The following is a 25,852-nucleotide window of genomic DNA, read 5'->3' on the forward strand; positions in this document are numbered from 1 at the left end:
TTCTCGCCCCGTTTCCCCCTGCCCTTAACCGCTTTTTATGCTTATTCTCAAAAATGCCAGTTCTCTTCATTCCAATTTCAACGTGTCGTTCTCTATATTTGGAAATCTCCAAGACCGCCAGTTTTGTCCACCATGAACCGACGTAAAAAAACCTTTAAGACACGTTTATTACCTCCTGATTGTATCTAAGGTAATGCAATGGAAGCCACCACCAAATAATCTTCTGTGTCTGAGTTGGACAGGAATAGGTGTAAATCCATTTTGTTCAAGAAGCCGAATCAATGGAATATAATTATTGCTAACCATGATCTTTTTTGGATCTAAAGATAGAACATTCATATCAATAAACTTACTTGCCAACAGAGTTTGTTGGGCTTCAGGTTCAGGTGCAAAAATTCTATCCCATTTTTTCAGAAAATCAGGCAGATGTTCCTCTTTAAATTTTCTTGGATTTACAAGTAGAACTCCCTCTCTCAGGGGTAACATAGTTGAGTCTATATGGTTATCCACCATCCTAACAACATGTAAATTATAGCCTTTCAGATGTCTTTTGAGCCATTGCGCACCCAACAAGTGGTTCTCATTCGAACAGTTGATAACGATATCATTATTAAATCTTAAACATTGAGCACCATCAAACAGGATTTCATAGCCGATATCAAAATGATTAGCCTGCTTTTCATATTGAACTCCTTTTTTGAGCTGATACGATATATCGAATGAATTATCCGTTAACATGGGCTTAGGTATTTGAGTCCATCTCGCACCTTTTTTGAAATAGTCCATAAAGATCTCTTTTAAAAGATCATTCTCAAAAAACCTGCTTCTAACTTGTGGTGGAGTTTCTATGATTTCATTACCGACAATAATGGCCTGGTCTCTGATATTTAACGCAGGTACACAACCACTTTCCCAATACGGAGTTTTAAATCGGTGTATCTTGTCTAAGCGTTTAGGTCTTTTAACTGTGACAGATTCTTCTTCAAGAACTCGAACCATTTCTGTAATGTCTTCTTCATGCTCATCAATATATTGCTTCTTTATCTCCCCTTTCCAATTTTTACCTTTCTGGCTGTAAACATCGTTTCCAAAGACGTCACTAGTTAAACTGTCATGAAAAAACAATTTAAATGACAACTCAAGTCCCGGCAAATTCGACAGAAAAGTGTTACCTACAATTACTTCTTTTAATGAATCCCATTCATTATGGCTATTTACCATATACCCCCCTAAATAAACTTTTCATCTTTTCTAACTTATAAAAAGGTCGAAATCAACTGTTTGAATCTAAATCGCCATTCGCATGATGCACTCCATACACTATAAACAAATTTTGCCGTTTGGCTCACAATGATCATATTTATGATAAGATTAACTCTAGATTTAACTAGAATTTGCAAGCATTTTAACGATATAGGGGCGATGCTCCCCCCCTTGGAAAAACTATTTTAGATTATTTCAAGTCTACGGAAGCGGTTCGGGAGAGATGAATGTTTCGAAAGCTCACGAGGTTGTCCGTAATAGCTTTGGTGCTTGGTGTGGTCGGGTGCGACTCGGGTACAAACAGTTCGCCGGCTGATGTGCTGGGCATTGCAGCGAATCTCGGCAGCGTGATGACGCTTGACCCCGCGGCGATAGCAGAAAGGCTCACGGGCGGCGTTATTAGAAACGTTTGCGAACCCCTGCTGGTGCTAAACGAGGAAGATGCAAGAGAGGTGATGCCCGGCATCGCAGAAAGTTGGTCGGTTAACGAAGACTTCTCCATCTATACATTCCATATAAGGCCTAACCTTACCTTTCCCTCCGGCAACCCTGTTACCGCACATGATGTGGCCTGGTCAATGAGCCGCAGCCTCCAGTTGAACCTCGCGAGCTCCAAACTTCTCAAGGAATGGGGATTTAACAAGAACAACATCAGTGACATGGTTCGCGTCATCGATGACCTTACCCTGGAGATAAGCGCCCCGAAACAATACTCCCCTTCGCTCTTTCTTTATGCCCTGGCCGACTACAAATCGGCCCATGCGCTGGACAGGGTTGAAGTGCTCTCTCACGAGATCGACGGTGACCTTGGCAAAGACTGGCTGACGCGCAACACAGCCTGCTACGGTCCTTTCAGGGTCAGTACCTGGCGCGCCCAGGATGTGCTGATACTTGAGCGAAACGACGAATGGATACGCAGGGAAAATCCGATACGGCGCGTCGTTATACGACACATACCAGAGCCAGGCACGCAGCGCCTGATGTTAGAGAAGGGCGATATCGACCTTGCCACGGATCTTGACCCCTCTGACCTGAGCGCCATTGAAGAGAACCCGAACACCTACCTGAAGCTTACCCCCAGATTCAGCATCATCTACATGGCTTTCAACCGCGAGATGTCGACTTTTTCAGACCCCCGCGTGATAAAAGCCATGCGCTACTTGATCGACTACGAATCGATTGCCCGCACGGTACTGAACAAGGCAGCAATAGTGCTCGAATCCCCGGTGCCGCGCGGGATGTTCGGGGCCCTTCCCGAAAGTTTCAGCCCCTACTCAAAGAATATAGACAAAGCCAGGGGTCTGTTGCAGGAGTCAGGGGCCGGGGAGGGGTTTTCTTTTGAGCTACTGACTTCCAACTCAGCGCCATACCCGGTCATCGCCCAGCACTTTCAGGAGAATCTTCTGAAAGTTGGGGTGAATGTAAAAATCACCACTCTCTCTAGTGGGCATCTCTTCACAAAGGTGAGAGCCAGAAAATTCCAGGCTTACATAGGCGGTTATGGCTTCAACTACCCTGATGCCAACAATGTGATGCTTCGCTTCGGTTATAACCCGAAAAACTCGGAAGATAACTCGGTCTCTGTGGCATGGCGTACCGGCTGGTATCCAAGCGATTGGTTTAACGCCACCGTGATGCAAGCGCAGACAGAGCCCGACCCCTTAAAGCGTGAGAAGCTCTACCATGAGCTACAACGCTACCACGTGGAGAACTCCCCGATCATTTTCCTCTTCCAGCGCCTGGGCATCAAGGCGCTTAGCCGAAACGTGGAAAGTATCAAGGCGAATGCGCTAACCATTTCATACGCCTCAGCGGTAAAAAAGAAATGACGCAATTTACGCAAGATTCAGAACTGGGCAGCACTCAGGGGAAAGTCACCTCCGGGAGATCGCATCTTGCCATTGCCATGACCGAGCTTCGTCGCGTATTGGTGATGGTCTTTTTGACGTTACTGGTCCTCTTGGCTGTGACTTTCTTTCTCGGCAGGGTCATGCCTACCGACCCGGTTTTGGCGGTGATCGGCGAACAGGCTGATGAATCCACCTACCAGACGGTTTACAAGGAGCTCGGCCTCGACAAACCCCTGATCGTGCAATTCGGTATCTACATTAAAGATATTGCTACCGGCAATTTTGGCATCGCACGGACTACCGGCAACCCCGTGATCGACGACATACGGCGGGTCCTGCCCGCCACGTTCGAGCTAGCAACGCTCTCTCTGATACTGGGTGTGATCGCCGGCGTGCCCCTCGGCATTTTTGCGGCGGTAAGGCGCAACTCCGCCTGGGATCACGGCGTGCGCTTCTTCTCGCTCCTCGGCCACTCGATACCAAACTTCTGGCTGGGCATGATGGCGTTGGTGGTCTTCTACGCATATTTCGGTTGGATTGGCGGCTCAGGGAGGGTGTCTATTTTCTTTATAGACACGGTGGATCCGGTGACGGGCTCAATTCTGATCGACTCAATCATCGCACAGGATTGGGATGTTCTGGGCAATGCCTTGCGACACGTGATAATGCCTGCGCTCATCCTCGCCTCCGGGTCGATGGCATTTATCAGCCGCATGACCCGCAGCTTTATGCTCGAGCAACTCAGTCAGGAATATGTCTTAACCGCAAGGGTGAAAGGGCTCTCCAGAGTGCAGGTGGTGCATCACGCCTTTCGCAACATAAAAGTACAACTGGTAACGATAATCATCCTTTCCTACGGGGGGCTGCTCGATGGCGCGGTGCTGATAGAGACTGTCTTTGCTTGGCCCGGCTTCGGCCAGTACCTGACTAACGGGTTGATGAACAGTGACATGAACGCCGTGATGGCCTGTGTACTGTTGGTGGGCGTCATCTTCGTCTCCCTGAATCTTTTCGCCGACGCGCTCTACCGAGTGCTCGACCCGAGGACGCGCTGATGGAAGACCCCAAAAAGAAAATGGACCTCGGGGTCTGGCTGACCACACATTCTGTCAACTCACCGATCCAGGCTTGGTCGCAGAAGGTCTACTTCGGATGGAAGGAGTTCGCCAGGCAACCGCTGGCGATGATCGGCTTTATCGTAATCGCACTCTTGCTTGCGGTCGCTTTGGCCGCCCCGCTTTTGGCACCCTACGACCCGCTCCAGCAGGACCTCGCCAAACGGCTGCTTCCTCCCGGCAGCGACCACCTTTTAGGCACCGACGAGCTAGGCCGTGATTTGCTTTCCCGGCTAATCTACGGCTCCCGCGTCTCGCTCTACATCATCATGCTGGTAACCGCCATTTTAGCCCCCGTCGGGTTGACGATCGGAGTTGTTGCGGGCTATTTCGGCGGCAAGATCGACACCCTCCTGATGCGGATAACAGATGTCTTCCTGGCCTTCCCCGGACTGGTTCTCGCACTGGCTTTTGTAGCGACCATGGGGGCCAGCCTGGATAATGCGATCATTGCAATCGCGCTTACCGGATGGCCGGGGCTTGCGCGGTTGGCTCGAGCCGAAACGATGGTTTTTCGTTCGCATGATTTCATCTCGGTGGTGCGTTTGCAGGGGGGATCACATGCGCGTGTGATCTTTCTCAACCTGATGCCGCTCTGTCTGCCTTCTGTGATCGTGAGGATAACGCTCAGCATGTCGTCGGTATTGCTGACCGCTGCGGGGCTTGGCTTCCTCGGCCTGGGGGCTCAACCGCCAACACCGGAGTGGGGTGCGATGCTCTCTACGGGAAGGCGCTTTATGCTTGACCATTGGTGGTTGGCGACAATGCCGGGTTGCACGATCCTGATCGTGAGCCTCGCTTTCAACCTTTTAGGTGATGGCCTGCGAGACATCCTGGACCCGAGGAGCGAAGAGAAATGAGCACGACCTCCCCTGTAAACACGACGAATAAAGAGATCCTCGACGTGCGCAACCTGAATGTAAATTACCATTCACAGCGTGGTCGAATCCATGCGATACGCAACGTTTCCTTCAAGCTGGGCTGTGAGAAGTTGGGTATCGTTGGCGAGTCAGGATCCGGTAAATCCACTTTGGGGCGTACGATAATGAGAGTCTTGCCAGAATCGGCCCATACCGAGGGGCAGATACTGTTTAACGATGAGAATCTGCTCACCCTGCCGGAACGCAAGATGAGAGATATACGTGGAGGAGGGATCTCAATGATCCTTCAAGATCCTAAGTTTTCACTCAACCCGGTCATGCGCGTGGGCGATCAGATTACCGAAGCATTTCTGGCACACTCGCGTAGTGACAAGACTTTTGCCAAAAAGCAATCTTTGGAGTTGATGGAGTCTGTAAAGATAAGAAACCCGGAGAGAGTTTACAAGCTCTACCCCCACGAGATCTCCGGTGGCATGGGGCAGCGCATCATGATTGCGATGATGCTTGTGGCCGGGCCCAAACTGGTCATCGCTGACGAGCCCACCTCGGCGCTGGATGTTACGGTGAGGATGGAGGTCCTATCGGTCCTCGAGGAGATGGTGTCCAACCGCCACGTAGGACTTCTCTTCATAAGCCACGACCTGAACCTGGTGGCCAAATTCTGTGACCGTGTGCTCATTATGTATGCTGGCCGCATAGTGGACACCTGCCGAACCTGTGAGTTGCCAGACTCTCAACACCCCTACACGCGAGGGCTGTTTAATTCATTGCCCAAACTGGATGAACCTCAAAAGAGGCTTGCCGTCCTCCAGCGTTGCGAGACCTGGCTGGGACATGAGGAGTCTGCATAGTGTCGGCAATCGAGGTCAACAACCTGCGGATGGTTTTTCACGACAACAGTGGTGACCATGTTGCCGTCGATAACGTCTCTTTTACGATTGAGAAGGGGGGCGTCTTCGGATTGATGGGCGAATCTGGCTGCGGCAAAACCACAATTCTACGCTGCATCTGCGGGTTGCTCGACAATTGGACGGGCGATATCAAGCTCGAAGGATCTTCTGTAAAAAACCAACGTTCAAAAGATCAGCGCCGCAGGGTTCAGGTTGTCTTCCAGGACCCGTTTGGCTCGCTCCATCCCAGACGCACCATTTATAACACCCTGCGGGATCCGTTGAGAATTCACAAGATTGGAGATGAGCGAAACCGTATAGAGATGGCGATTGCTGACGTGGGTCTCGAAAAGACTCTTCTTTATCGTTACCCACATCAGCTCTCCGGAGGTCAACGCCAGCGAGTTTCCATCGCCCGTGCGCTACTGCTCGAGCCAGAGATTCTTTTGCTCGATGAGCCGACCTCGGCGCTTGACGTTTCCGTCCAGGCCGAGATACTGAACCTGCTTTGCGATATTCGTGAAAAACGGAACTTGAGTTATTTGCTGGTGAGCCACGATCTTGCGGTGATCGCGCACATGTGCAACCGGATTGGAGTTATGTGCGAGGGCAAGCTACTGGAGGACCTTACAGTTGACGATCTCAGACATCACCGGTGTACTCACCCCTACAGTGAGCAACTGCTGAAGGCTAGCATGGTTGAGCCGATCGCCCCCTGTCCTGTGATTTCAGACCAAGAAGGAAAAAGCACTCCTTTAGATGACGGTTTAAAGTAGAACCCGGAGACCTTTTTCGATGAAAGACCTGTTGTTTCGTTGGCTGAAAATCTATGAAGAGGAAGCGCGCCTGTTCATCTGGTCAGCTTTCCTGCTGTTTTTCATAAACGTCTCCCAGAGCTTGCTGAACAACTACGCCGAGACCGCCTTTCTGAAGCGTTTCGGGGTCGAATATCTACCGATCATGACTGCGATTAACGCCATCGTCACCTTTATTCTTCTCGGTGTCTTCGGTGGAAAACTTACTCGATTCCGCAGCGACAAGGTGGTGACCGGCTCGCTGGTTGTGAGCGCCGGGCTCATCGGGGTGATGCGGTTTATCGTTCCGTTTGAAATCAGCCTGATCTACCCGATCCTTTATCTCCTCAAGACCCAGTTTGTGGTTCTGATGGCTTTCGTTTTCTGGAATCTCGCCAACGACCTGTTCAGCACCCGCCAATCAAAACGGCTTTTTCCGCTGATTACGACCGGCGGCATCCTGGGTGCCATTTTAGGCAGCTTTGCCACCCCGCTTCTGATCAGCTTCACCCAGGCAGACAACCTGCTGCTCATTGTCCCTTCTCTTATCATCCTCGGAGCTTTTTGCTCATTAAAACTGGCCAAGGCTTTTCCCGGAACCCTGCTGCGAGAAGAGCCAACAACGGCTGAGAAGAAGTCGACCATGCTGGATGAACTGCGCAAGGTTGGCCCGATGATCAAAACTTCGACCCTTGCCCAGGTGCTCTTGGTTCTGACCCTGGTTCCGAATATCGTTATTCCGATCATAAACTACCAGTTTAACTTCGTTGTCGACCAAACATTCGCTACCGAGAAAGGGATGATCAGTTTCTTCAGTTACTTTCGTGGTGCACAGAATACTATCTCTCTGATCCTCAGCCTTTTTGTTGGTCGCATCTACGGACGGTTCGGTCTGCCGGTGGCTTTGATGTTCCATCCAGCTAATTACCTGATTGCTTTTGCCGCTTATCTGTTCCAATTCAACATCTTTTCCGCTGTTTATGCCGACACCTCGGTGAATGTGCTCCGTAAGACGATTAACGCTCCTGCGACCTCCGCCCTTTACGGGTTGCTGTTGCCGAAAGACCGGGCAATTTTACGCTCCTTCCTGCGTGGCACAGTGGTGCGGGTCGGAATCCTGTTCGGGTCCGGCCTGCTTTTGGTCGCCAACGAATTCATTCAGCCACGTTATCTATCTCTTTTCGCTATCGCTTTCTGTACGGTTTGGCTTGGCAGCACCCTTATTCTGAAGCGGGAATATTCCGCAATCCTCATCTCTCTGGTGCAGAAATCGCTGCCCGAATTTTACAAGATGGGCCAGGAGTTCAAGGTAATTTTTAAAAAAGCAAACCTGGGACAGCCACTGCTGGACCGTTTTCAAAAAGCTGTCGGTGAGGAGGCACAATACTGTGCCGAGATGCTGCAAAATACCGAGGAGCCTGAATTTTTAGACAAAGTTATTCTGGACAAGTTACATACTGCAGATGACAAGACCCGCTTACTGCTTTTGCCCTATCTTTCCGACCAGGCAGGCAGCAAAGCCCTGGATGTCTTTCTGACCCTGAGGGATCCGGGCAAACCGGAATTGATGGTCGCTCTGTCAAAAACTGCCAGGAAAATCTTTGCCGACATGCCGGCCGAGCGGGAAAAGGAAATTTTCGAACTGGCCGAGATTCCCGAAGTCAAAGCTTTCTTCCTGAACTGGATGAGCCAGCAAAACCCGGAACAGTTTGACCGTCAGGTAAAAACCTGGCTCGCCTCAACTGAGATTGGTGATCGACGGGCCGGGATCCTGGCCATAGGCGAAGTTGGTGCGGCACGACATATCACGGACCTGAGTCAGGCTCTCTCGACCGAAACCGAGCCCAGCATTCTGGCCCTGACGTTGCATGGTCTGCGACGCTTCCAGGCAGACAGCAGGGTTGGCTCTCTTGTCAAACCCTTCCTGCGGCACGCCGACGAAACGGTTCAAATCGCTGCTATAGAAGCCCTGCCATTGACAGAAGATGACCATATCAATGCCTTGATCAAGTCGATTGGCGACCCGTCGGAAACAATTCGCAGCCGTGCCATTGAACGGTTGGAAAAGTTGCCAGCCGAAAAACAGCATCTGCTGGTTGCCCAGATGGGAACTCATAGCCGCTGGGTTCGTGACGGTCTCTTTGAAATTGCCGCCAGACTCGACCTGAAAGATGTGGACATATTCAACTTCTGCCGCAACCAGCTTCAGGTTGCCTACGAAGCTGTTGAACGCAGCCACTACCTGAATGAGAAACCGGAGAATGTAGCAACCCGGATGATGCAAGAGCACCTGGAAGAGGTCCGCCAGCATCGGGTCAACAACGCCATCATGGGGGTCGCTGCCAAGGATTCGGAAGGGCGCATCAAGATTGCACTGCGAGGATTAAATTCAGGCAAAGAACGAGAGCGTTCTGACAGCATTGAGGCACTGGAAGCCCTGCTGGACAGACCGCTGGCCAATCTGCTACTGCCGATGCTCGACAACCGACCAGATTACGAACGTCTGGCTGTAGGTCGCAAACATTACGGTCTGGCTAAACTTACCGAGCAAGAGTTTATCGAAGGGTGCTTGAAAGATGCCAGTTGGGTCACCGTCATCATGGTCTTGGAATGCCTGGCGATCTGGGGCAATCTGGATCCTTATCGCAGCGCCATCGAAAAAATCGCAACTGAGGATTATGGCGGCCTTGCCCACACCGCCAACCACGCCCTGAAGTCCTCTACTGGCGGCCACGAAGAACCCCTCAGCTGTTTGATTGAGAGAATCAACAATATCCGCAAGGTCGATCTTTTTCATGACCTGACCATAGGCCAGCTGGCCGCCGTGGCTTGGGAGTCCGAAGTTATAACCTTTGGCCCGGACAAGGTCATTGCCAATGCCCACCTGCCACTTCAAGGACTACAGATTATTGTTTCTGGGGAAATTAATTTCTGCAAGATCATGGCTGACGAGACCGTTAGTGGCCCGGAACTTCATCGTATCGGAGCGGGTGACTGGTTTGGGGCGGCCTTCATGTTCGGTATGAAGCCTCCTGCATCATTGATCATAAAAACAGTCGGTGACGTTCTTCTGATTCGCGTTAATCGTCAAACTTTCCAGGATTTGACTCATCAGTACCCTGCATTTGGGCTACAGGTCTGCAAAGGGCTTACCAAATCCCTAGGGGATGTCATGCAGGACCTGAAACATAAGCCCTACTCGGTCGAACGCGACATTGCCGATGATGAACGTGCCTTGAACGGTTCTTACTGCACAACGAAAGAAGAATGCAGCCTGGTAGACCGGATCTTCTTCCTCAACCATATCGATCTTTTCAGAGAGCTTGAGACAAAGACCCTCACCGCCATAGCAATGCTCGGCGAAGAAGTTGTGGTTGCAAAAGGGGGACAATTTAAAGGGAGTGACATCGGTCCTCAAGGCCTCTTCCTTGTCTTGGAAGGGGATGTCAAATTATATCGCGGTAAGGATCTTTTCGATCATAAGGGGCCTGGCAGCTACTTCGGCCTGCCCACACTGTTCGGCATGGAAGCCGATCAATTCACGGGCGAGGCCCAGGAAAAAACTACTTTTATGCGCATTCCGCCGGACGAATTCCGCGCCTGCGTTATGGAACATCCGATCATCGCTATCAGGGCTTGCGAAAAGCTGAGCCATATTCAGGGGAGCCTGCTTGACAACATCCTCAAAGACTCAGATGACAACTCGCCCTCTGACAATCCTCTATGACAAGAAGCGGGCTGATTAGCTTCTGGTATTTACTATTTTGGGCCGACTTTGGATATCTTTGCATATTTTTTTATGGACACTTGCTCCTCAATGAAGTCTATCACCGGAATTTCTAACTGAAGGCCATTCAACTTGTTGATTCGGGGCAAACCTCCAGGGCTGACGCAATTAATTTCGACCAATTTGCCCCCGATGATATCAATGCCGACAAAGTACAAACCATCCTGGACAAGCCGATCATGGATTAAAGAACAAATATTCTCTTCCATTGGGCTCATCTGGTGTGCCATGGCAGAACCACCGGCACTGATGTTCGCACGAAAATCGGTACCATGCGGCATGCGGCGCAAAGACCCAAGATACTTACCATTGAGCATTATGATGCGTACATCACCTTCGGTCCTGACCGCTTCAAGATACTCCTGAACCATAATCGGTTCACGACGAGGATAAGGTTCGTCGCTACGGAGGTAGAAGTCGATCAATGAGTTGAGGTTCTCCGGGTCCTTTGAGCTCACCTTGATGACCCCCCGCCCACCATAACTTCGCAAAGGTTTCATCACCATGGTCCCGCCAAAATCATCAATAACTTTACGTAAGCGGAGCGGGTCTCGAGAAACGTGGCTTCTAGGGGTAACGTCGGGAAAATTGAGAGTGTAGAGCTTGCTGTTGCCGAGGAGTTGGCCGCGCAGGCTATTGACTATAAACACCTGTTCTTCCACGGAAGAGAGTAGTTGCATGACCTCATAGTGTAAAGGTGGGGGTGTTCTTAAAAACAAGACATCGAGCTCACTGACATCCTCGAATACCAGCTGATCGTTTTCAATACAATCGATTGAGCTCTGCCAGAATTCGAGAAGATCCAGGCCAGAGACTGAGATGATTTCATGCATACGACCCATGACCCTGCTATCTCGGATATAGAGATCGTGGAATTCGAGAAAGAACACCTGATGCCCCCTTCGGTAGCACTCGTACATCAGAAGCAGGGTGGTTTCAGTGTTCGGATCGATGTCTTTCATTGGGTCTCTTAAAAAAGCAATTTTCATGACATTTCACCTTTTGCAGTAATTTTGTTGAAAATCACTTGAGCCTGTTCTTCTCGACTCGCCAGGAGCTCCGGAAACACCTGTCCTTCAACTGCTATGTGACGCTCGCCTCGATGCATGGCCGGCAGCAGGCAGCCGGCCAGAAATAAACCCGGGTTCGAAGAGAAATCGATGCCGTAGGGACTCATGGATCTCAGGAAGACCTCTCGGATCAGCAAGTAAAGCCCAGACCCTTCCCCTGGAGGTAAGAAACTAGGGCAAGCGCCCCTCCTGGGAAATAACCACAGCTGAATGAATGGCTTTATTTAACTCTTGGGTCAAACGTCTGAACTGGAGCGGATAGATTCTGCCAGTTACTTCGTCACAATAGATTTTTTTGATGTCGAGGGGAATTGTCAGGCAGGTTTCTGGGAATTCTCGCTGCACCCACTGCAAAAGATAACCCTGTCCCTTAAACACATCATTTTCAGCCACCGTTAGCTTTACTCCGGGAAAATTGATGTCTGCCAGGACCTGCCTCCAGTGGCGGACAAGCAAATGTTCATCTTCCCTTTTGAACTTATCAGTTCCTAGATTGAACAATGGTGTTTCACGATCGATTCTTGAATAGTTGTAGGAGTGAATATCCATTATCAAGCAATATCCGAACATCTCGACAAGTTTGTCAAGCAGCACTTTAAACAGCTCATAAAATTTCTCGTGTCTTAGTTTCGCAAGCGATGAGAAAGGGTGAACGTCCTTTCTCCAGACTCGGCGACCAAAAACAACGGCTTGGTCACAATGCTCGGGAGCTCTATTAAGATCGTAAAAATAGCGGGAATCCATCCCCGAAAGCACTATAGGCTGAGGAACAACCAGCTTGGCAGTATGAGGATCTTCCTCAAAAATGCGGTTTTCGGAATCTAAAAGACAATGTTGCTCCAGTTCAAACGGGAAACCAGAACCGTCATGCAAAGCCACGCAGACCAGGGGGACATACTCCTTGATGCTGACCTTCCAGATGCCATCAGAATCAATCGCGTCAAAGCATTGCTGATTTCTGATCTTTGCAAGGGCTTTTGCTTGGCATACTTTTGTATCGATTACATTTTCCGAGGAGACAACCGGAGGTCCTATTGTATTTGTGTAATGACTCAAATTTTTGAAATAATTTAAAGTTGTCATTGCTTTTTCATCTAAGGTTCAAAGTGTCATAACAAAATGTGACAACTTTTTTGGCAAAACCGGTGCTTTCCCCACTCATGTCCATAAAAGAACCTTTAGTGATAACATTTGCGACTGACCTATAACCTTCAAACTTCGTATTTCTATGTGGGACTCCTTGAGAAACTAAAAACTCGTCTTTAGTTTTTAAATCCAGCAAAGAATATGAAAACCGGGAAAACTGAACTTCTCCAGCTTTTCCGACACGATAAATACCTGCTTCTAATTCTCCCTGATTACAAACCGTTTTACTGCTGGGAGAATATATCTGAAGATAAGATCCTTTCATATTGCCTTTCATCTCTCTGTTCAGCGATTCGACATCTAGAACATAATCATCCCTGTCTAAATACTGCAATATTTGTATCGCTTGAATTAACGGCTGCTTATGGACTTCTTGAAGCATTGAAAAAACTGGGAAAGAGCCAATCAATCTAATGTTCACTTCAATTGGGTATAGGGTTTTTGTCTCATCATCCAAAACAAAGTCTAAACCAAAATACCCTTTATAGCCTTCTTCGTTTTGTAAATAAGCCCCAATCTTCTCTGCCGCGCTATATGCTTGCCTCTTGATATTTTCAGAAAACTTTACACTGGTCCATTCGTTGCCACAATATACTCCTGTTCCTTTCTCTTTTTTAACGACTTCCGGAGCATCAATAATTTGGTTATATAAATCGGTATAAACGATTCCTTCCTTTGTACAGCAAACCCCCATTACAGGAGACAACTTTCTGTTTACATACTTACTTATCCTGATTCTCCCCAGTGTGTTTTTCTTTTTCTGTTTATTAAATCTTTCAGAAGAGATGGTCGTATAAAAATCTTCTTTTGACCTTATAATAAAAGTGCCAGACCCACTAAAGGAGGTGGGAAATTGAATGACTATCTTCTCTCCGAGTGACTTTACAACCTCTTTGTAGTCAATATCTTCCTGAGACAAAATCAAGTAAGGCGGGGCAGGGAGTTCTATTTCTTCCAGCATTTTATTGAAGTCAATTTTATTGTCGTATTTCTCTCTTACATTGTAATCGCTGCCAACGACTGTCCAGTTGTGATCTTCAAAAATTTTCACCAACCCTTTGCTCATCCTGTAAACCAATAAAACTGGATTTTCTTCAAACCCTTGCAAATGTTTGACAATCTTATCATCTTTCAATGTTGCAATTGTTTTACTATTCTCATCCCTTCCTGTTTGATTGTATATCGACGTCATGTCAATAAAATCTTCCCCTTTTATTTCACCTCTGATCTTGCCTCCCATAAAAAATAATATTTTGCGTTTTTCTGCAATAGCTTCCGCCTCTTTTGAATTCAAAAAAGCAAGGACTTCAAAGTTCTTCAACAAATTTTCTATGCCAATTAACGCACTATATGGATATTTGTTTACAGCAAAAAAAGGATTTTCTATTGTTTTGAAGTAATTTTTTAAAGAATAAAAATCTTTTAAAATATGCTTTTTCATCTTTTCTTATTAATTACCCCTGTGTGATACGAATAAGGTTGTACTGCGGTCAACGTAAGAGCTTTCTCTGTTTTGCGGTTAATATCTCTGCGAAGCCTGCAGAAATTGCTGAGATTAGTGATGGGGCGACCATCAATATCAGAGTGGAAAACTTTATCATAATTAACCCTGAATTGTTTGGAGAGGGCCATTTTTTGCTTAGTGATTTTCGTCTTAGAGGTCGTGATTTTAAAGGTACCTAGTTACGGCAAATTCGACAGGAAAGTGTTATCTACAATTACTTCTTTTATTGAATCCCATTCATTATTATTATTCACCATATAACCTCCAAAATAATCGTTTTTATCTTCTCTGACATATGAGAAAGGCTGAACTCAACTGTTCGAGTCCAGATCGCCCTCCGCGTTACAGACTCTTACATTTCAGACAAAACAGAATCTTATTTGTCTCTTATTGATTTTAAATATTCAATTTGGTCTCAATTGATTTACTAATCATACAGCATTGAGTTGCTGTCTGAAGCAGGCCGAAATTCAGACCCCGCCCCCCTGAAAAATCAACGTGTCGACAGTTCGTTTCTGTCTCAGGGCAGCACAAGATATAAGGCCTCGCATCTTACCGACTACGAGGCCTTTTTATCCTTCCGTTGAAATCAATTATTGAGGCCTATACCTGCCATCACGGCTCGCGCATAGTATGCAACACAGTCAGCCAGAGGCTGATTCTCAGAACAACCTTTATTTGGCAATCTCTATTTTACGTTTCGCTGTGTAGAGCATCCGGATCATGTCGTACTCAAAGGGCGAACCAGTCCTGTAGTAACGGAAATCCTGCCGATGACGTGTATCAACTGCAGCCACACCGTTAAAGACCAGGGTCGTGGTATCGTCGTCCACCCAGGCCGGCGGGCCGGCCAAACTGAAAGCGACTGAATCCGTCACCAGACCGGTGGTGTCACGCAGGTTAGAAGGTCCGAATATCGGCAGGACCAGGTACGGACCGTTACCAACGCCGTAATGGCCTAACGTCTGGCCAAAGTCTTCACTCTGACGCGGCATCGACCAATGGGTCGCCGGATCCCAAAGGCCGGCAACACCAACAGTGGTATTCACCACAAATCGCGCAAGCGTAATGCCCGTCTGCTTAAACTTCAACTGTAGCAGGTTGTTCGTGAAGTTGTTGAATTCGAAGACATTGTCGACAAAGCTCGACACCCGATCCTCGACATAATCAGGGGTAATGAATTCGTAAGTTTTGACGATCGGCAAGAAGAGGAATTTGTCGAAATAATAATTAAAGGTATAGGCACGACGATTGAACCCTTCCAAGGGATCGTACACATCGACCTCGTACTTAACAGTCTCCTTTAGAGTGTCCTCCAATTTATGCCTGGGTGCTTCATAAGCAATGTTCGGATCGGGCTTCGGGGTCACGCTGCAACCGCAAGAAAACAGGAGGGCGAGACCGGCCAGGGCCATGATCACAGCACGCAATTTATAGTTGGTCATGTTAAACATCTAAAAGTCCCTCCCTCAATTCTTTGCATTCGTGAAAAAGCCAACCATTGCAGCAATATTGTCGGGATAACCCATGTTCCCGCAATGACCGCCATGCGGAAATATCTGGGCACGACTCCCGAACACGTCACGCAGGTAGTCTACTTCACCAGGGAGCATGATGATGTCGTCTTCGTTATGAATCAGACCGAACTTGGATGAGTTGCGCAGGTAATCTTCGATCTGGCGCAAACTCGTCCGCTTGATCATATCCACTTCTGTAAGACCAGGATCCTTCGCTTGAAAATGAGGCATAAAAAGGCCGCGGAAGTAATCAAGGAAGCTCAGTCTAGTGAGTACTTTTGAGTAATCCGTGACCCGGTCGTGGCGTTTAAGTACCAGGTTCTTCGGCACGACATAGCCGGCCTTGGTCAGAACGTCGCTGGTAAAGACCATGTTCGCCGAAGAAATGCGGAAATCGAGGCCGATCAAGGCTTCCAAGGGATCATCAGACGTCGGCTTTCTATGTTCATAGGTTTTATAGAGGAACTGGTCGTTGAACTGTACGTCCTGACCATGGGCATAGGCGTCGGAGAAAGCGGCAATGAGACGGTTATAGAATGCCGAGAAGTTGTCGGCACCGCCGGGGATATTATGTTCCAGCATCTCGTCGAGAATCAGTACCGAGTTATAGAGACTGACTGGAGGGTTAATCAACAGCACCTTGCGGAAGTTGAAGGCTTTTTCCTGCTCATCGATTTTGGCGATGAAGGCCGACTGGGCGGCACCCAGGCTGTAGCCGGTCAGGTAAAAGTCGGTGACTTCAATTTTTTTCTCCAGCGTCTGCCAGATTGTCTGCATGACCCGGTAGAGATCGGCCGAGTCTTCTTCCAGGTAACCTGGCACTCCCGACGTCGAAGCGGCAACGATGAAGTTCGGATGGGTCGGGGACGTGATGGAGACCACGTGATATCCAGCCCGGTAAAAAGCCTTCTGCATGATCTGCATCTTCGCGCTGTTAAAGCTCGCGCCGGTACCGGCGATCAGGAAGATAAGCGGGGCGGGGCCATCCTGCTTGATATAGGAGTAGCGCATCTCTTCAAGATTCCAGAGGATTCCTGGGACCTTGCGCTCAGGGAACATGTTAATTGTTTCGATTTTGACCGGAACCTCTGACGGAAGAACCTCGGCGTATTCTGCCGGGGTGGAGAGGACCGTCGCTACGTACCGGTCGTCAAAGGGGTAGTTGTAGGCACCGGCGCTGCTCACGGAAAAGAGAAGCAGGCAGATTAAAGCCCACAAGACTGGTAACCGTTGTTTTGACATGTATCCTCTCCTTATATTTTTCCTGTGTTAGAAGATGTCCGTCACATATCGAATTGACCACCATCCAGAAATTGATGAAACCGATTGCAGAAGAAAATCATCGTGCATCGAAACATATAATAATCACAGAAAACAAACGTCCCCCATAAGAGGGGGGAAATGGGGGGACTACTCAGTAAAGGTCTCTTTTGCCCAGGGATTAGATTCCCTTGGTGACTAAAATCGACCACCCAATCCGACCAGGTGAAGATTCAACCCTTTATTTTGCTCATAAATACTCGCATTCGACGTATGCTGAATTCGATAGCTAAGGCTTATTTCTTGCCAACGTAAAGTCAGGCCTGCATGGGATGTGAACTGAAGGTTGCCACCAAAATCATCCTCTCCGATTTTATAATCATGCAAAAAGGCCGGTCGTAATCCGACCTCAAACTCCAGACGATCATCCAGCATGGGTACAAACAGATCGCCACCGATAGCCAGCATGACACTATGTTCGCCAGCGGCTTCAAGAACAGTGACGCCAGTATCGAGTCGGGTTCGCAGGGTGGCAGACTGTGTCAGAGGCATCTGCCAGGGTAAATCTCTCAGGAGGTAGATCTCCCCGGCCGTATAATCTTCATAATTACGGTTATCATTGACGCCACCACGGGCACCCAGCTCGAAGACAGTTTTGTCACCTGAATAGACTGCCGTTGAACTCAACAAGAAGGCAAAGAAAAGAAAAATACGTACGAAATGAACCACGACAAGCCCCCGAAAGGATATCAAACTTTACAAAAGAGACAAGGCAGCCCACAAGTTCTGGGTTGCTAAAGAAAGCATATTATAAAGAACAGTTAATCAGCCGTACATAAAAAACTCGACCAGCCCTGGCTTCAGTAGCTATTGTCAGGACTAATAATTCTCGTTACCACCCGTTCGTTGCTCTCACTTGAGCGAAGTGGATAACCAGAAAAGAGATATACAAAAGCGGGCTCGTCTTACATAGACAGAGCCCGCTTTTAGTTTCAGGGAAGAGCAAAAACTTTCAGGTGTGATTAAACTCAACCTTAACATCCTGGCGGTGTTCGGGGTCGATTTGCCACAAGGTACGCTTGGCAAAGTTAAAGAGGCTGGCAATGATGACATCGGGGAACTGCTCGATGCGGATATTGTAGATATTGACCGACTCGTTGAGGAATTCGCGACGATCGGCAATCTGGTCTTCAAGTTCGGTGATCCGGTAGCCCAGCTGTTGGAAAGACTTGTCTGCCTTCAATTCAGGATAACGCTCGACCACCATAAAGAGAGACTTCAAGGTATCGGTCAGCATGTTCTGCGCCTGCATTTTCTGCTCATCGGTCCGCGCCTGCCCCGCCATGGAGCGCGCCTTGATGACCGCCTCCAGGGTTTTCTGTTCGTGCTGCATGTAGCCTTCACAGACCTTGATCAGTTTGGGAAGTTCATCATAACGCTGCTTGAGGAGCACATCGATGTTGCTCCAGTTGCGCTCAATGTTGTTCTTCAGGGCAACAAAACCGTTGTAGATGGTGATGACATACAACACCAGGCCAACCAGGATAAAAACCAGAACACCGAAGACAATCCAGCCCGTCATAATGAAACCTCCTGAAAGAGAACTACACGTTTATAAATTTGAGTAATTGATACAGAGCGAAACCTGCCAGGATCAGCCCTGCAGCCATAAGTGGGAGGCTGAACAAGCCATAGTTACGAACCAGGTGAGCTTCCGAAACCGCTTCAGCGATCACAAAAGGCATAGTGCGCTGAGGGGGGTGCGTGATCACAACATGCTCCTCCTGGCGTTTGCGCTGCGTCCCTTCAGCCAGGTGCTCCTTGAGCGCTGTCTGCTCTGCGTCACTTCGCGCCTGCTGCCATTCGTCCTCGCTGATCTGGCCGTCGCCATCTGCATCGTAACGATGCAGAGCCTTGCGGTCAAGTTTGAGTTCACGCAGTTTCTCAACCGTACGTTCACGCAAGCTCCGCCGCTCCGCCCTCAGCGGTTGGGCAAAGCCAAGGATATAGAGGGTCGTTCCTTCGTAGATAATATCTTCAACCCACTTTTCATTTTCATCCGTGTTGTTGACCGCAGTGAACGTCAAGGGTGACTGCCCAGGGGTGCCACTCTGACGAGTCTTTGCCTTCACCGAGGCGCCTTGTGGCGCGACAACCACAGACCCTGTCCCGTCGTCGACGTGAAAAGACACGTGACTGCTGTCGACATCTTTCACCAGCTTCCACTTGTTATTCTTGTCGCGTCGGTATTTACGCAAACGATAATAGACACAAGCGGCCTGGGTCATCGGGGCAACCAGCGCGTACTGTCGCCTGGCCCGCCCATGCACTTCCACCATCCCCATCGCCAGTGAACGAACCTTGCTTGTCGGGGTGTTCTCTATTTTGCGTTTCAGTCGGATATAATGAAGGCCCGACCAGAACAGAAAGGAAGCGACCAAGCCTGCTAAAATGCCTGTCCCGACTCCGTACTGAACAATGGAGCCCAGCAGGGAGTTGTTCCCCTTAAGCGCCAGAAAAAAAATCCCGAAACCGAGAAAGGTTCCAACGGTTGCCAGCATTCGGCCCAGAGACATTCTGTTTTCTGGCCGTTCCGGTGGTGGAGGGAGATCTTTCTTTACAGGCTTGTCCACAGCCCTTTCGGCAGGACCTCCTGCTCCCTCTTCAGCAACAAAAGCGTCCTCTATCTCCCGGGCAACTTCTTTCAACCCCGGGATAGACCCGGCAACACCATCGGCCCCCATAACCGCGCCAAGCGCCGGTTGGCCAACAAGAGCTGCAGCTGCGACTCCAGCGACCAGGGATGCCTCATCGACACCTGACAAAGAGGCCTCTTGCGAGTGGCCGTTTCCCTGCAACCGGGCAAGCAACCAGCCATAATGAGTCAGACTCTTGAGATTATCCTCGATCGCCGAGGGCGAGTCTTCGAGACGCTGCACCTGGCATTTAGGCAACTGGCTCAAACCAAAGTCACAATGCAATCGAAAACCCTGTGCATATTCCTCAACAAGACCCAGCATCGCTTCCAGGTTGCCCCTCGCGCTAAGGGAGCTTCTCTCTCCCAGGCCCGCATGATTAAACCGGCCGGGCAACACCCTGACCGCCTGCTGAGGCTGCCCCAGGTTGTCGAGCAGATAAAAATCAAAAACGGCTAGGCCCTGAAAGATGGCAGTAAGGAGTTCTTCATGAGAGAGCGGTTCAAGAGCATCACGCCCCCGGTAGGTATTCTGGCCTAACAGGCGCTTGACGTGCTTGTCGATCAGCGCCCCTGAGATGTCTGCAAAAACCCCAACCGTCGGAGTGCCCCGCTCCAAACGCACCGTTTCACCCTGACACTCGAAGAGGACGTAGTCGTTATGAATTTCCAGACTATGCAGACGGGACGGTTTAAATTTGGGAGGCTCGGACAATGTCTGCCAACAGGCAAAACCATAGCGGTGCAGAAGGGTTGCAATCTGGCCGGTTTTTTCAAGACTCCCCTTGCCAAACAGCACCAGGCCCGGGCCGATCAATCGTTGCCTGGCAGTGTAGGCATCAAGGCCAAATTGATGCTGAAGTTCCTTCAGCAGGGACTCCAGTTCAGAGACGGCAACAGGGATCTGGCGAACGATCAGCTGGTAGATTTTGGTTTCTTCTGACATAGAAAATTAAGGTAGTGCGTAAGTAAGTAGCGAGAAGGAAGCCCCCTCCAGGCTAAGGGTATTTTGATTTTTCAGAACCATCCTGCTGCCAGCCAGCTATTTGCCATAGACTTTTTTGTGGGCGCCGTGCAGCGGCAACCTTTTCAATGTGTCTTCACTGTACCAAGCATATTCACCCGCCTCAGCAACGGTCGTTTTCTTCTCAATCTCAACGCTGAAGACTGTCAGTTCCAGTTTAAAGTGGCTGTAGGCATGGCGGACGGCATCGGCTTCACAGACTTCACCGATCAAGCCCAGGTCGGCGAGCAAAAACTCGGCAGACTGGCGATGGTTCTGCTCAGGGCTCACTTCAACCACGGGAAACTCCCAGAGCCCTCCAAGAAACCCCTCGGTCGGTCGCTGCCTGAGCAAGTAATCACCTGAGCTTTTCACCAATAGAGCAACCTGCTGCCGAACGGGGAGCTTTACCTGCTTGCGCGCGACAGGCAACAGCGTTGCACAGCCTTGCTTAAAAGACTGACAAAGCTCTCGCAAAGGGCAGCTTTCACAAAGCGGCGTTTGCGGCACACAGACAGTGGCGCCAAGGTCCATAATCGCCTGAGCATAATCGTGCGGGTGTTTATCCGGCGTCAAAGCTTCAGCCCATTGCCATAGTTGCTTTTCGGCGCGACTGCTGCGAGGATCTTCTTGCCAGGCAAAGAGGCGCACAAGGACACGGCGCACGTTGCCATCAAGAATTGGCGCAGGCGTGTCAAACGCAATGGAGAGGATAGCACCGGCCGTTGATCGCCCAACGCCGGGCAACGCCAGTAGGCCTTCGAGAGTGTCGGGAAAAGAAGCGTGTTCCGAAACAATCTGCCGGGCAGCACGATGAAGATTACGGGCCCGGGAATAATAGCCAAGCCCGGCCCACAAACTGATGACATCATCAAGCGAAGCGGCAGCAAGGCTTTCGATTGTCGGGAAGCTCTGCAGAAAGCGTTGGTAGTAGGGAATGACCGCAGTGACCGTGGTCTGCTGCAACATGATTTCGGAGAGCCAGATCCGATAAGGGTCGCGGTTTTCACGCCAGGGCAGAGTGCGACCTTCCTTGCCGTACCAGGAGAGCAGACGCTTCGAAACTTCAGCAGGGCTGAAAGGAAGGTTCATAACAACCCCTCCAGAACACGCAACGAAGGACTAGAACCTGACCCAAGGCCTGTTTGCCTCGAACCACACGCCCCACGCCACGCGCACCCTTTTTTCACCCTATCTCTCTCAATGCTTGGAGAGTTGTTTCCATTTCCTCACGGGTACCGATGGAAATACGCAGGCCATGAGAGAGGACCGGATCGCTGAAATAGCGCACCAGGATTTTACGCTCGAAGAGCGCCTCATAAACACGCTTGCCGTAGCGATCAGGAGGAGTGACAAAAAGGTAGTTGGCGCTCGAAGGGATCACCTGATAGCCCAACTGATTGATTCCGGAGCGAAACCATTCCCGGGTCGCGCAGATGCGCTGGACACAATCCTTGAAATAGCCCTGGTCGATCAGAGCCGCCGCAACTGCAGTCTGGGCGAGACGATCAAGGTTGTAGTGGTCGCGGATCTTATCCAGAGCTACGATGATTTCGGGCCTTGCAATCGCCAGACCGAGGCGCATTCCAGCCAGAGAGTAACTCTTGGACAAGGTTCGGGTGACCACCACGTTCGGCTTCTGCCTGACCAGCTCCAGGCAATTGCCTTCAGCAAAATCGGCATAAGCTTCATCAACAACCAGTAACCCTTGGCAACGGTCAGCCAGGGCAGCGACCTCTTCGATACCCCAGCGTATGCCAAGAGGTGCGTTGGGGTTGGTCAGGAAGAACAGCTTTCCTGTGTAGCGTTCAGGGAAATCTTTTATCTCGCCATTCTCCAGCAAGGCAAAAGTCTTGACCCTGGCACCCTGAATCGCTGCAAGAGTTGCATAGTATGAATAGGAAGGATGCAGATAGGCGACTTCTTCACCCTCACCGACACAGGCTCGTATCAGGTTATTGAGCAGTTCATCAGAGCCATTGGCCATGATTACCCAATCGATCGGATAGTCGTAGACGGCTGCTGCCGCCTCGCGACCGGCGCGACTTGGAGCATCTGGGTATTTACGTAAATCATCACCAGTTGCCGCCCGTATCGCCTGAATCACCTGCGGTGACGGCGGATAAGGGTTCTCGTTGGTATTCAGCTTAATCCACTGGTTCTCGTCGGGCGGCTGAAAACCGGGCACGTATCCGGCCATATCGGAAATATTATCACGCAGGTAGCTCATACCGTCTCCCAGAGCAAAGGGTTCTTATTATCTTCTCAAAAACCGAGCGGAGAATGACGTTCCCGGTTGAGAAATTCGTTAATCACCCTCTGTTCCTCTTTGGACAAGTAGGGCGGCTTCATTTGCAGGATATCCTCAAGCTCGGGCACAACCACCAGCCGGAATTCGCGTTTCCAGTCGCTGGCTTTCGGCAGGGGCTTCAAGGTCAGGGTCAGCCTCGGCAGGTTTTTTTCAAGTCCGAAGCTGTCAAACTCCCGGGGCGGTAATTCTTTCCATGAAACCTTACGGGTCAACAGCAGATAACCGGGAACTATGACGCGGACTTCAGCACCGTCACTTTTTACCTCCACCTGATACTCAGCCAGGCCGGCAGCGCTTCCTGTGATAACGTCGTAAAAGTGAACAGGTTCGACGCTGCCCTCAAAATGTTTTGCTTGTTTAATAATGACAATCGGCTGTGAAAGTGCTGCGCCACTGTCGGCATCGACAATTTTAAAGGCAACAGATCTCTCCCAGCTGGTCGTTATGTTGGCGGCGGAAAGATCAGACCTCCATGAGACCAGCAAAAAGCTCACCATGGCCAAAAGCAAGGCGCCTCGCAAAGCGTTCATAACCTGACTCCGATCAATACTCCTCAAGCACTTGGTAGCCTGTGGTCCGTCGACACGGCGTGAACCCTGCCGCTCTGACCAGGTCAACGATCTCCTCCTGGCTCAAGCGAAAATCAACGCCTGCCGCGGCAACAACATTTTCTTCGAGCATGGTTCCGCCCAGGTCATTGGCACCAAAGTAGAGAGCGATCTGCGCCATGCGCGCGCCCTGGGTCACCCAACTGGCCTGAAGGTTCTGGATATTATCAAGAACAAGCCGCGCTAAAGCCAGCACTTTCAGATACTCGACTCCGCTCGCCTGTTCTCCACCGAGTTCGGTATTGCCGGGCTGATAACTCCAGGGGATGAATGCCGTAAAGCCCCCCTGTTCTGCCTGCAGCTCACGGATACGGAACAGATGCTCGACAATATCCTCGGCCTTTTCACGCACACCGAACATCATAGTTGCCGTTGTCGCCATCCCCAGGCTATGGGCCTCGCGCATCACGCCTGCCCAGTCCCGCCAACCAATCTTGCTCGGTGAAATCTCCTGACGGATTTCATCAACCAGGATTTCGGCACCACCACCAGGCAAGGATTGCAGTCCGGCAGCGTGCAATCGAGCAAGACAATCGGCCATCGACAATCCGGACAGCTTGGCGATATGCACAATCTCGGCAGGAGAGAGTGAATGTATCTGTACGGATGGGAAGCGATGCCGTAACTGGCGGAAAAGATCTTCGAACCAGCCGATCTTCAAATCAGGATGCAACCCGCCCTGCATGAGGAGCTGCGTACCGCCGTGATCGACCAGCTCCTGCACCTTACCGAAGATTTGCGCATAGCTGAGCACGTAGGCATCAGGATGCATCTCATCACGGTAGAAGGCACAGAACTTACACTTGGTGGTACAAATGTTGGTGTAGTTGACGTTGCGGTCAACCACAAACGAGACGCAACCTTGCGGATGCATGCGACGGCGAACAGCATCAGCCAACTTACCCAAAGTAAGCAAATCAGCATCGGCCAACAGGAAGAGTGCCTCTTCTCGGTCCAGAGGCTGACCAGCATCGATCTTTTTTTCAATTGCAGTCATCATTATCAACCATGAAGAACAGGAACTCGTATATAGAGAGAACCATTCCCAACAAGCCCATCGAGAGGTTAAACATCAATAGGTTTTGATCTCATTATAGAGCGTATCGCGCTCCACTGGCTGCTTCCCCGCCTTATGAATCAGACCAACGAGTTGCTCCTTGCTCAATTGCTGGGGTGAATCGGCGCCAGCGTCGTGACCGATCTGCTCTTCGACCACCGTGCCGTCAATATCGTTAACGCCAAAGGCCAGCGCAACCTGCGAGACCTTCATTCCAAGCATCACCCAGTACGCCTTGATGTGCTTGAAGTTATCGAGGTAGAGCCGGCTAATAGCCAGTGTCTTGAGGGCATCAACGCCCCCGACTCCCTTGGCCCCCGGCACCCGGGTATTGTCAGGCTGAAAAGCCAGGGGGATAAAGGCCTGGAACCCGCCGGTACGATCCTGTAGCTGGCGCAACCTTGAGAGGTGGTCAACACGGTCGGCATAGCTTTCGACATGACCGAAAAGCATGGTGGCATTCGTCTTCAGCCCCGCCCGGTGAACCTGCTCGGTGACCTCAAGCCAGCGCTCACCAGAAATCTTTTCGGGACAAATTTTCTGGCGTACTTCAGGAGCAAAAATTTCGGCACCACCGCCCGGCATCGAATCGAGCCCGGCAGCTTTCAGCTCTTCAATCACTTGCTGCGGAGACTGTTCTGTGAGGGTGGCGAAATAATCGATTTCAACCGCGGTAAAAGCTTTGATGTGCAGTCCAGGACTGTCGGCCTTGATGGCAGCCATAATCTCCAGGTAAAAATCGAATGGCAAATCAGGGTGCAGGCCACCCACCATATGGATCTCTGTAGCTCCCGCATCCTGTGCTTCAGCTGCACGTTCGAGGATCTCGTTTAAAGCCAGGGTATAGCCACCCTCATCCTCTTCATTCTCGCGGCTGAAGGCACAAAAAGTACAACGGTTGACACAGATGTTGGTGTAATTGATATGACGGTTAACATTGAAGTAGACCTTGTCACCATTGAGCTGACGATTTGCCAGAGCTGCCAGCTCGCCAACGGCAAGCAGATCATCACAAGCAAACAGTGCCAGAGCCTCGTCATCCGAGATCCTGGCCCCGGTTTCAATTTTTGCACCTATGTTTTGTATCAGATTAATCATAGT

Annotated in this window: 21 protein-coding genes; 6 read left to right on the forward strand and 15 right to left on the reverse strand. The window is 50.0% G+C overall.

The window, feature by feature from the left end; genetic code table 11:
* Positions 1-168: 168 nt before the first annotated feature.
* Positions 169-1,221, reverse strand: a complete 1,053-nt coding sequence (locus P9J64_13615; GenBank protein ID MDG5469361.1) for a glycine amidinotransferase — start codon at positions 1,219-1,221, stop codon at positions 169-171.
* Positions 1,222-1,511: 290 nt separating this feature from the next.
* Between P9J64_13615 and P9J64_13620 the strand changes: the two genes are divergently transcribed.
* From P9J64_13620 to P9J64_13645, 6 genes are read left to right on the forward strand one after another with little or no spacing between them, the layout of a single operon-like run.
* Complete coding sequence (locus P9J64_13620; GenBank protein MDG5469362.1) at positions 1,512-3,092, forward strand: ABC transporter substrate-binding protein; 1,581 nt, start codon at positions 1,512-1,514, stop codon at positions 3,090-3,092.
* Positions 3,089-4,168: an ABC transporter permease gene (locus P9J64_13625; protein ID MDG5469363.1), complete on the forward strand. Its 1,080-nt coding sequence runs from the start codon at positions 3,089-3,091 to the stop codon at positions 4,166-4,168. Before P9J64_13620 ends, P9J64_13625 begins: the two co-directional genes overlap by 4 nt.
* On the forward strand, positions 4,168-5,088 hold the full coding sequence (locus tag P9J64_13630; GenBank protein MDG5469364.1) for an ABC transporter permease: 921 nt from the start codon (positions 4,168-4,170) through the stop codon (positions 5,086-5,088). Before P9J64_13625 ends, P9J64_13630 begins: the two co-directional genes overlap by 1 nt.
* Complete coding sequence (locus P9J64_13635) at positions 5,085-5,960, forward strand: ABC transporter ATP-binding protein (protein MDG5469365.1); 876 nt, start codon at positions 5,085-5,087, stop codon at positions 5,958-5,960. Before P9J64_13630 ends, P9J64_13635 begins: the two co-directional genes overlap by 4 nt.
* 29 nt (positions 5,961-5,989) lie before the next feature.
* Positions 5,990-6,775, forward strand: coding sequence for an ABC transporter ATP-binding protein (locus P9J64_13640; protein ID MDG5469366.1), 786 nt, complete (start codon positions 5,990-5,992; stop codon positions 6,773-6,775).
* A 19-nt stretch (positions 6,776-6,794) separates the two neighbouring features.
* On the forward strand, positions 6,795-10,520 hold the full coding sequence (locus P9J64_13645; protein MDG5469367.1) for an Npt1/Npt2 family nucleotide transporter: 3,726 nt from the start codon (positions 6,795-6,797) through the stop codon (positions 10,518-10,520).
* Between the two features lie 32 nt (positions 10,521-10,552).
* On the opposite strand, the gene P9J64_13650 is transcribed toward P9J64_13645, so the two are convergent.
* The 14 genes from P9J64_13650 to mqnE form a co-directional block, all read right to left on the reverse strand.
* Complete coding sequence (locus P9J64_13650; GenBank protein ID MDG5469368.1) at positions 10,553-11,542, reverse strand: glutathione synthase; 990 nt, start codon at positions 11,540-11,542, stop codon at positions 10,553-10,555.
* Positions 11,543-11,565: 23 nt separating this feature from the next.
* Positions 11,566-11,757 (reverse strand): hypothetical protein, encoded by a 192-nt coding sequence (locus tag P9J64_13655; GenBank protein ID MDG5469369.1) that lies wholly within the window; start codon positions 11,755-11,757, stop codon positions 11,566-11,568.
* Positions 11,758-11,821: 64 nt separating this feature from the next.
* Positions 11,822-12,733 carry an N-formylglutamate amidohydrolase gene (locus P9J64_13660; GenBank protein MDG5469370.1) on the reverse strand — a complete coding sequence of 304 codons (912 nt, stop codon included), beginning with the start codon at positions 12,731-12,733 and terminating at the stop codon, positions 11,822-11,824.
* Between the two features lie 7 nt (positions 12,734-12,740).
* Positions 12,741-14,237, reverse strand: a complete 1,497-nt coding sequence (locus P9J64_13665; GenBank protein ID MDG5469371.1) for an ATP-grasp domain-containing protein — start codon at positions 14,235-14,237, stop codon at positions 12,741-12,743.
* A gap of 737 nt (positions 14,238-14,974) precedes the next feature.
* Positions 14,975-15,754, reverse strand: a complete 780-nt coding sequence (locus P9J64_13670; GenBank protein MDG5469372.1) for a VacJ family lipoprotein — start codon at positions 15,752-15,754, stop codon at positions 14,975-14,977.
* A gap of 15 nt (positions 15,755-15,769) precedes the next feature.
* A complete protein-coding gene (locus P9J64_13675; protein MDG5469373.1) occupies positions 15,770-17,059 on the reverse strand; it encodes an alpha/beta fold hydrolase in 1,290 nt (429 codons plus the stop codon).
* Between the two features lie 216 nt (positions 17,060-17,275).
* Positions 17,276-17,806 carry an acyloxyacyl hydrolase gene (locus tag P9J64_13680; protein ID MDG5469374.1) on the reverse strand — a complete coding sequence of 177 codons (531 nt, stop codon included), beginning with the start codon at positions 17,804-17,806 and terminating at the stop codon, positions 17,276-17,278.
* 283 nt (positions 17,807-18,089) lie between these two features.
* On the reverse strand, positions 18,090-18,659 hold the full coding sequence (locus P9J64_13685) for a LemA family protein (protein MDG5469375.1): 570 nt from the start codon (positions 18,657-18,659) through the stop codon (positions 18,090-18,092).
* A 22-nt stretch (positions 18,660-18,681) separates the two neighbouring features.
* On the reverse strand, positions 18,682-20,718 hold the full coding sequence (locus P9J64_13690) for a hypothetical protein (GenBank protein MDG5469376.1): 2,037 nt from the start codon (positions 20,716-20,718) through the stop codon (positions 18,682-18,684).
* A gap of 96 nt (positions 20,719-20,814) precedes the next feature.
* Positions 20,815-21,867 (reverse strand): A/G-specific adenine glycosylase, encoded by a 1,053-nt coding sequence (gene mutY, locus P9J64_13695; GenBank protein MDG5469377.1) that lies wholly within the window; start codon positions 21,865-21,867, stop codon positions 20,815-20,817.
* Between the two features lie 94 nt (positions 21,868-21,961).
* Positions 21,962-23,005 (reverse strand): histidinol-phosphate transaminase, encoded by a 1,044-nt coding sequence (hisC, locus tag P9J64_13700; protein MDG5469378.1) that lies wholly within the window; start codon positions 23,003-23,005, stop codon positions 21,962-21,964.
* A 35-nt stretch (positions 23,006-23,040) separates the two neighbouring features.
* Complete coding sequence (locus P9J64_13705; protein MDG5469379.1) at positions 23,041-23,616, reverse strand: hypothetical protein; 576 nt, start codon at positions 23,614-23,616, stop codon at positions 23,041-23,043.
* Positions 23,617-23,629: 13 nt separating this feature from the next.
* Positions 23,630-24,694, reverse strand: a complete 1,065-nt coding sequence (gene mqnC, locus P9J64_13710) for a cyclic dehypoxanthinyl futalosine synthase (GenBank protein ID MDG5469380.1) — start codon at positions 24,692-24,694, stop codon at positions 23,630-23,632.
* A 72-nt stretch (positions 24,695-24,766) separates the two neighbouring features.
* The gene (gene mqnE / locus P9J64_13715) at positions 24,767-25,849 is read right to left on the reverse strand and encodes an aminofutalosine synthase MqnE (protein MDG5469381.1); all 1,083 of its coding nucleotides are present in this window, start codon (positions 25,847-25,849) and stop codon (positions 24,767-24,769) included.
* Between the last annotated feature and the right edge of the window lie 3 nt (positions 25,850-25,852).

Source organism: Deltaproteobacteria bacterium IMCC39524, from assembly GCA_029667085.1.
Taxonomy (GTDB): Bacteria; Desulfobacterota; Desulfuromonadia; order Desulfuromonadales; family BM103; genus M0040.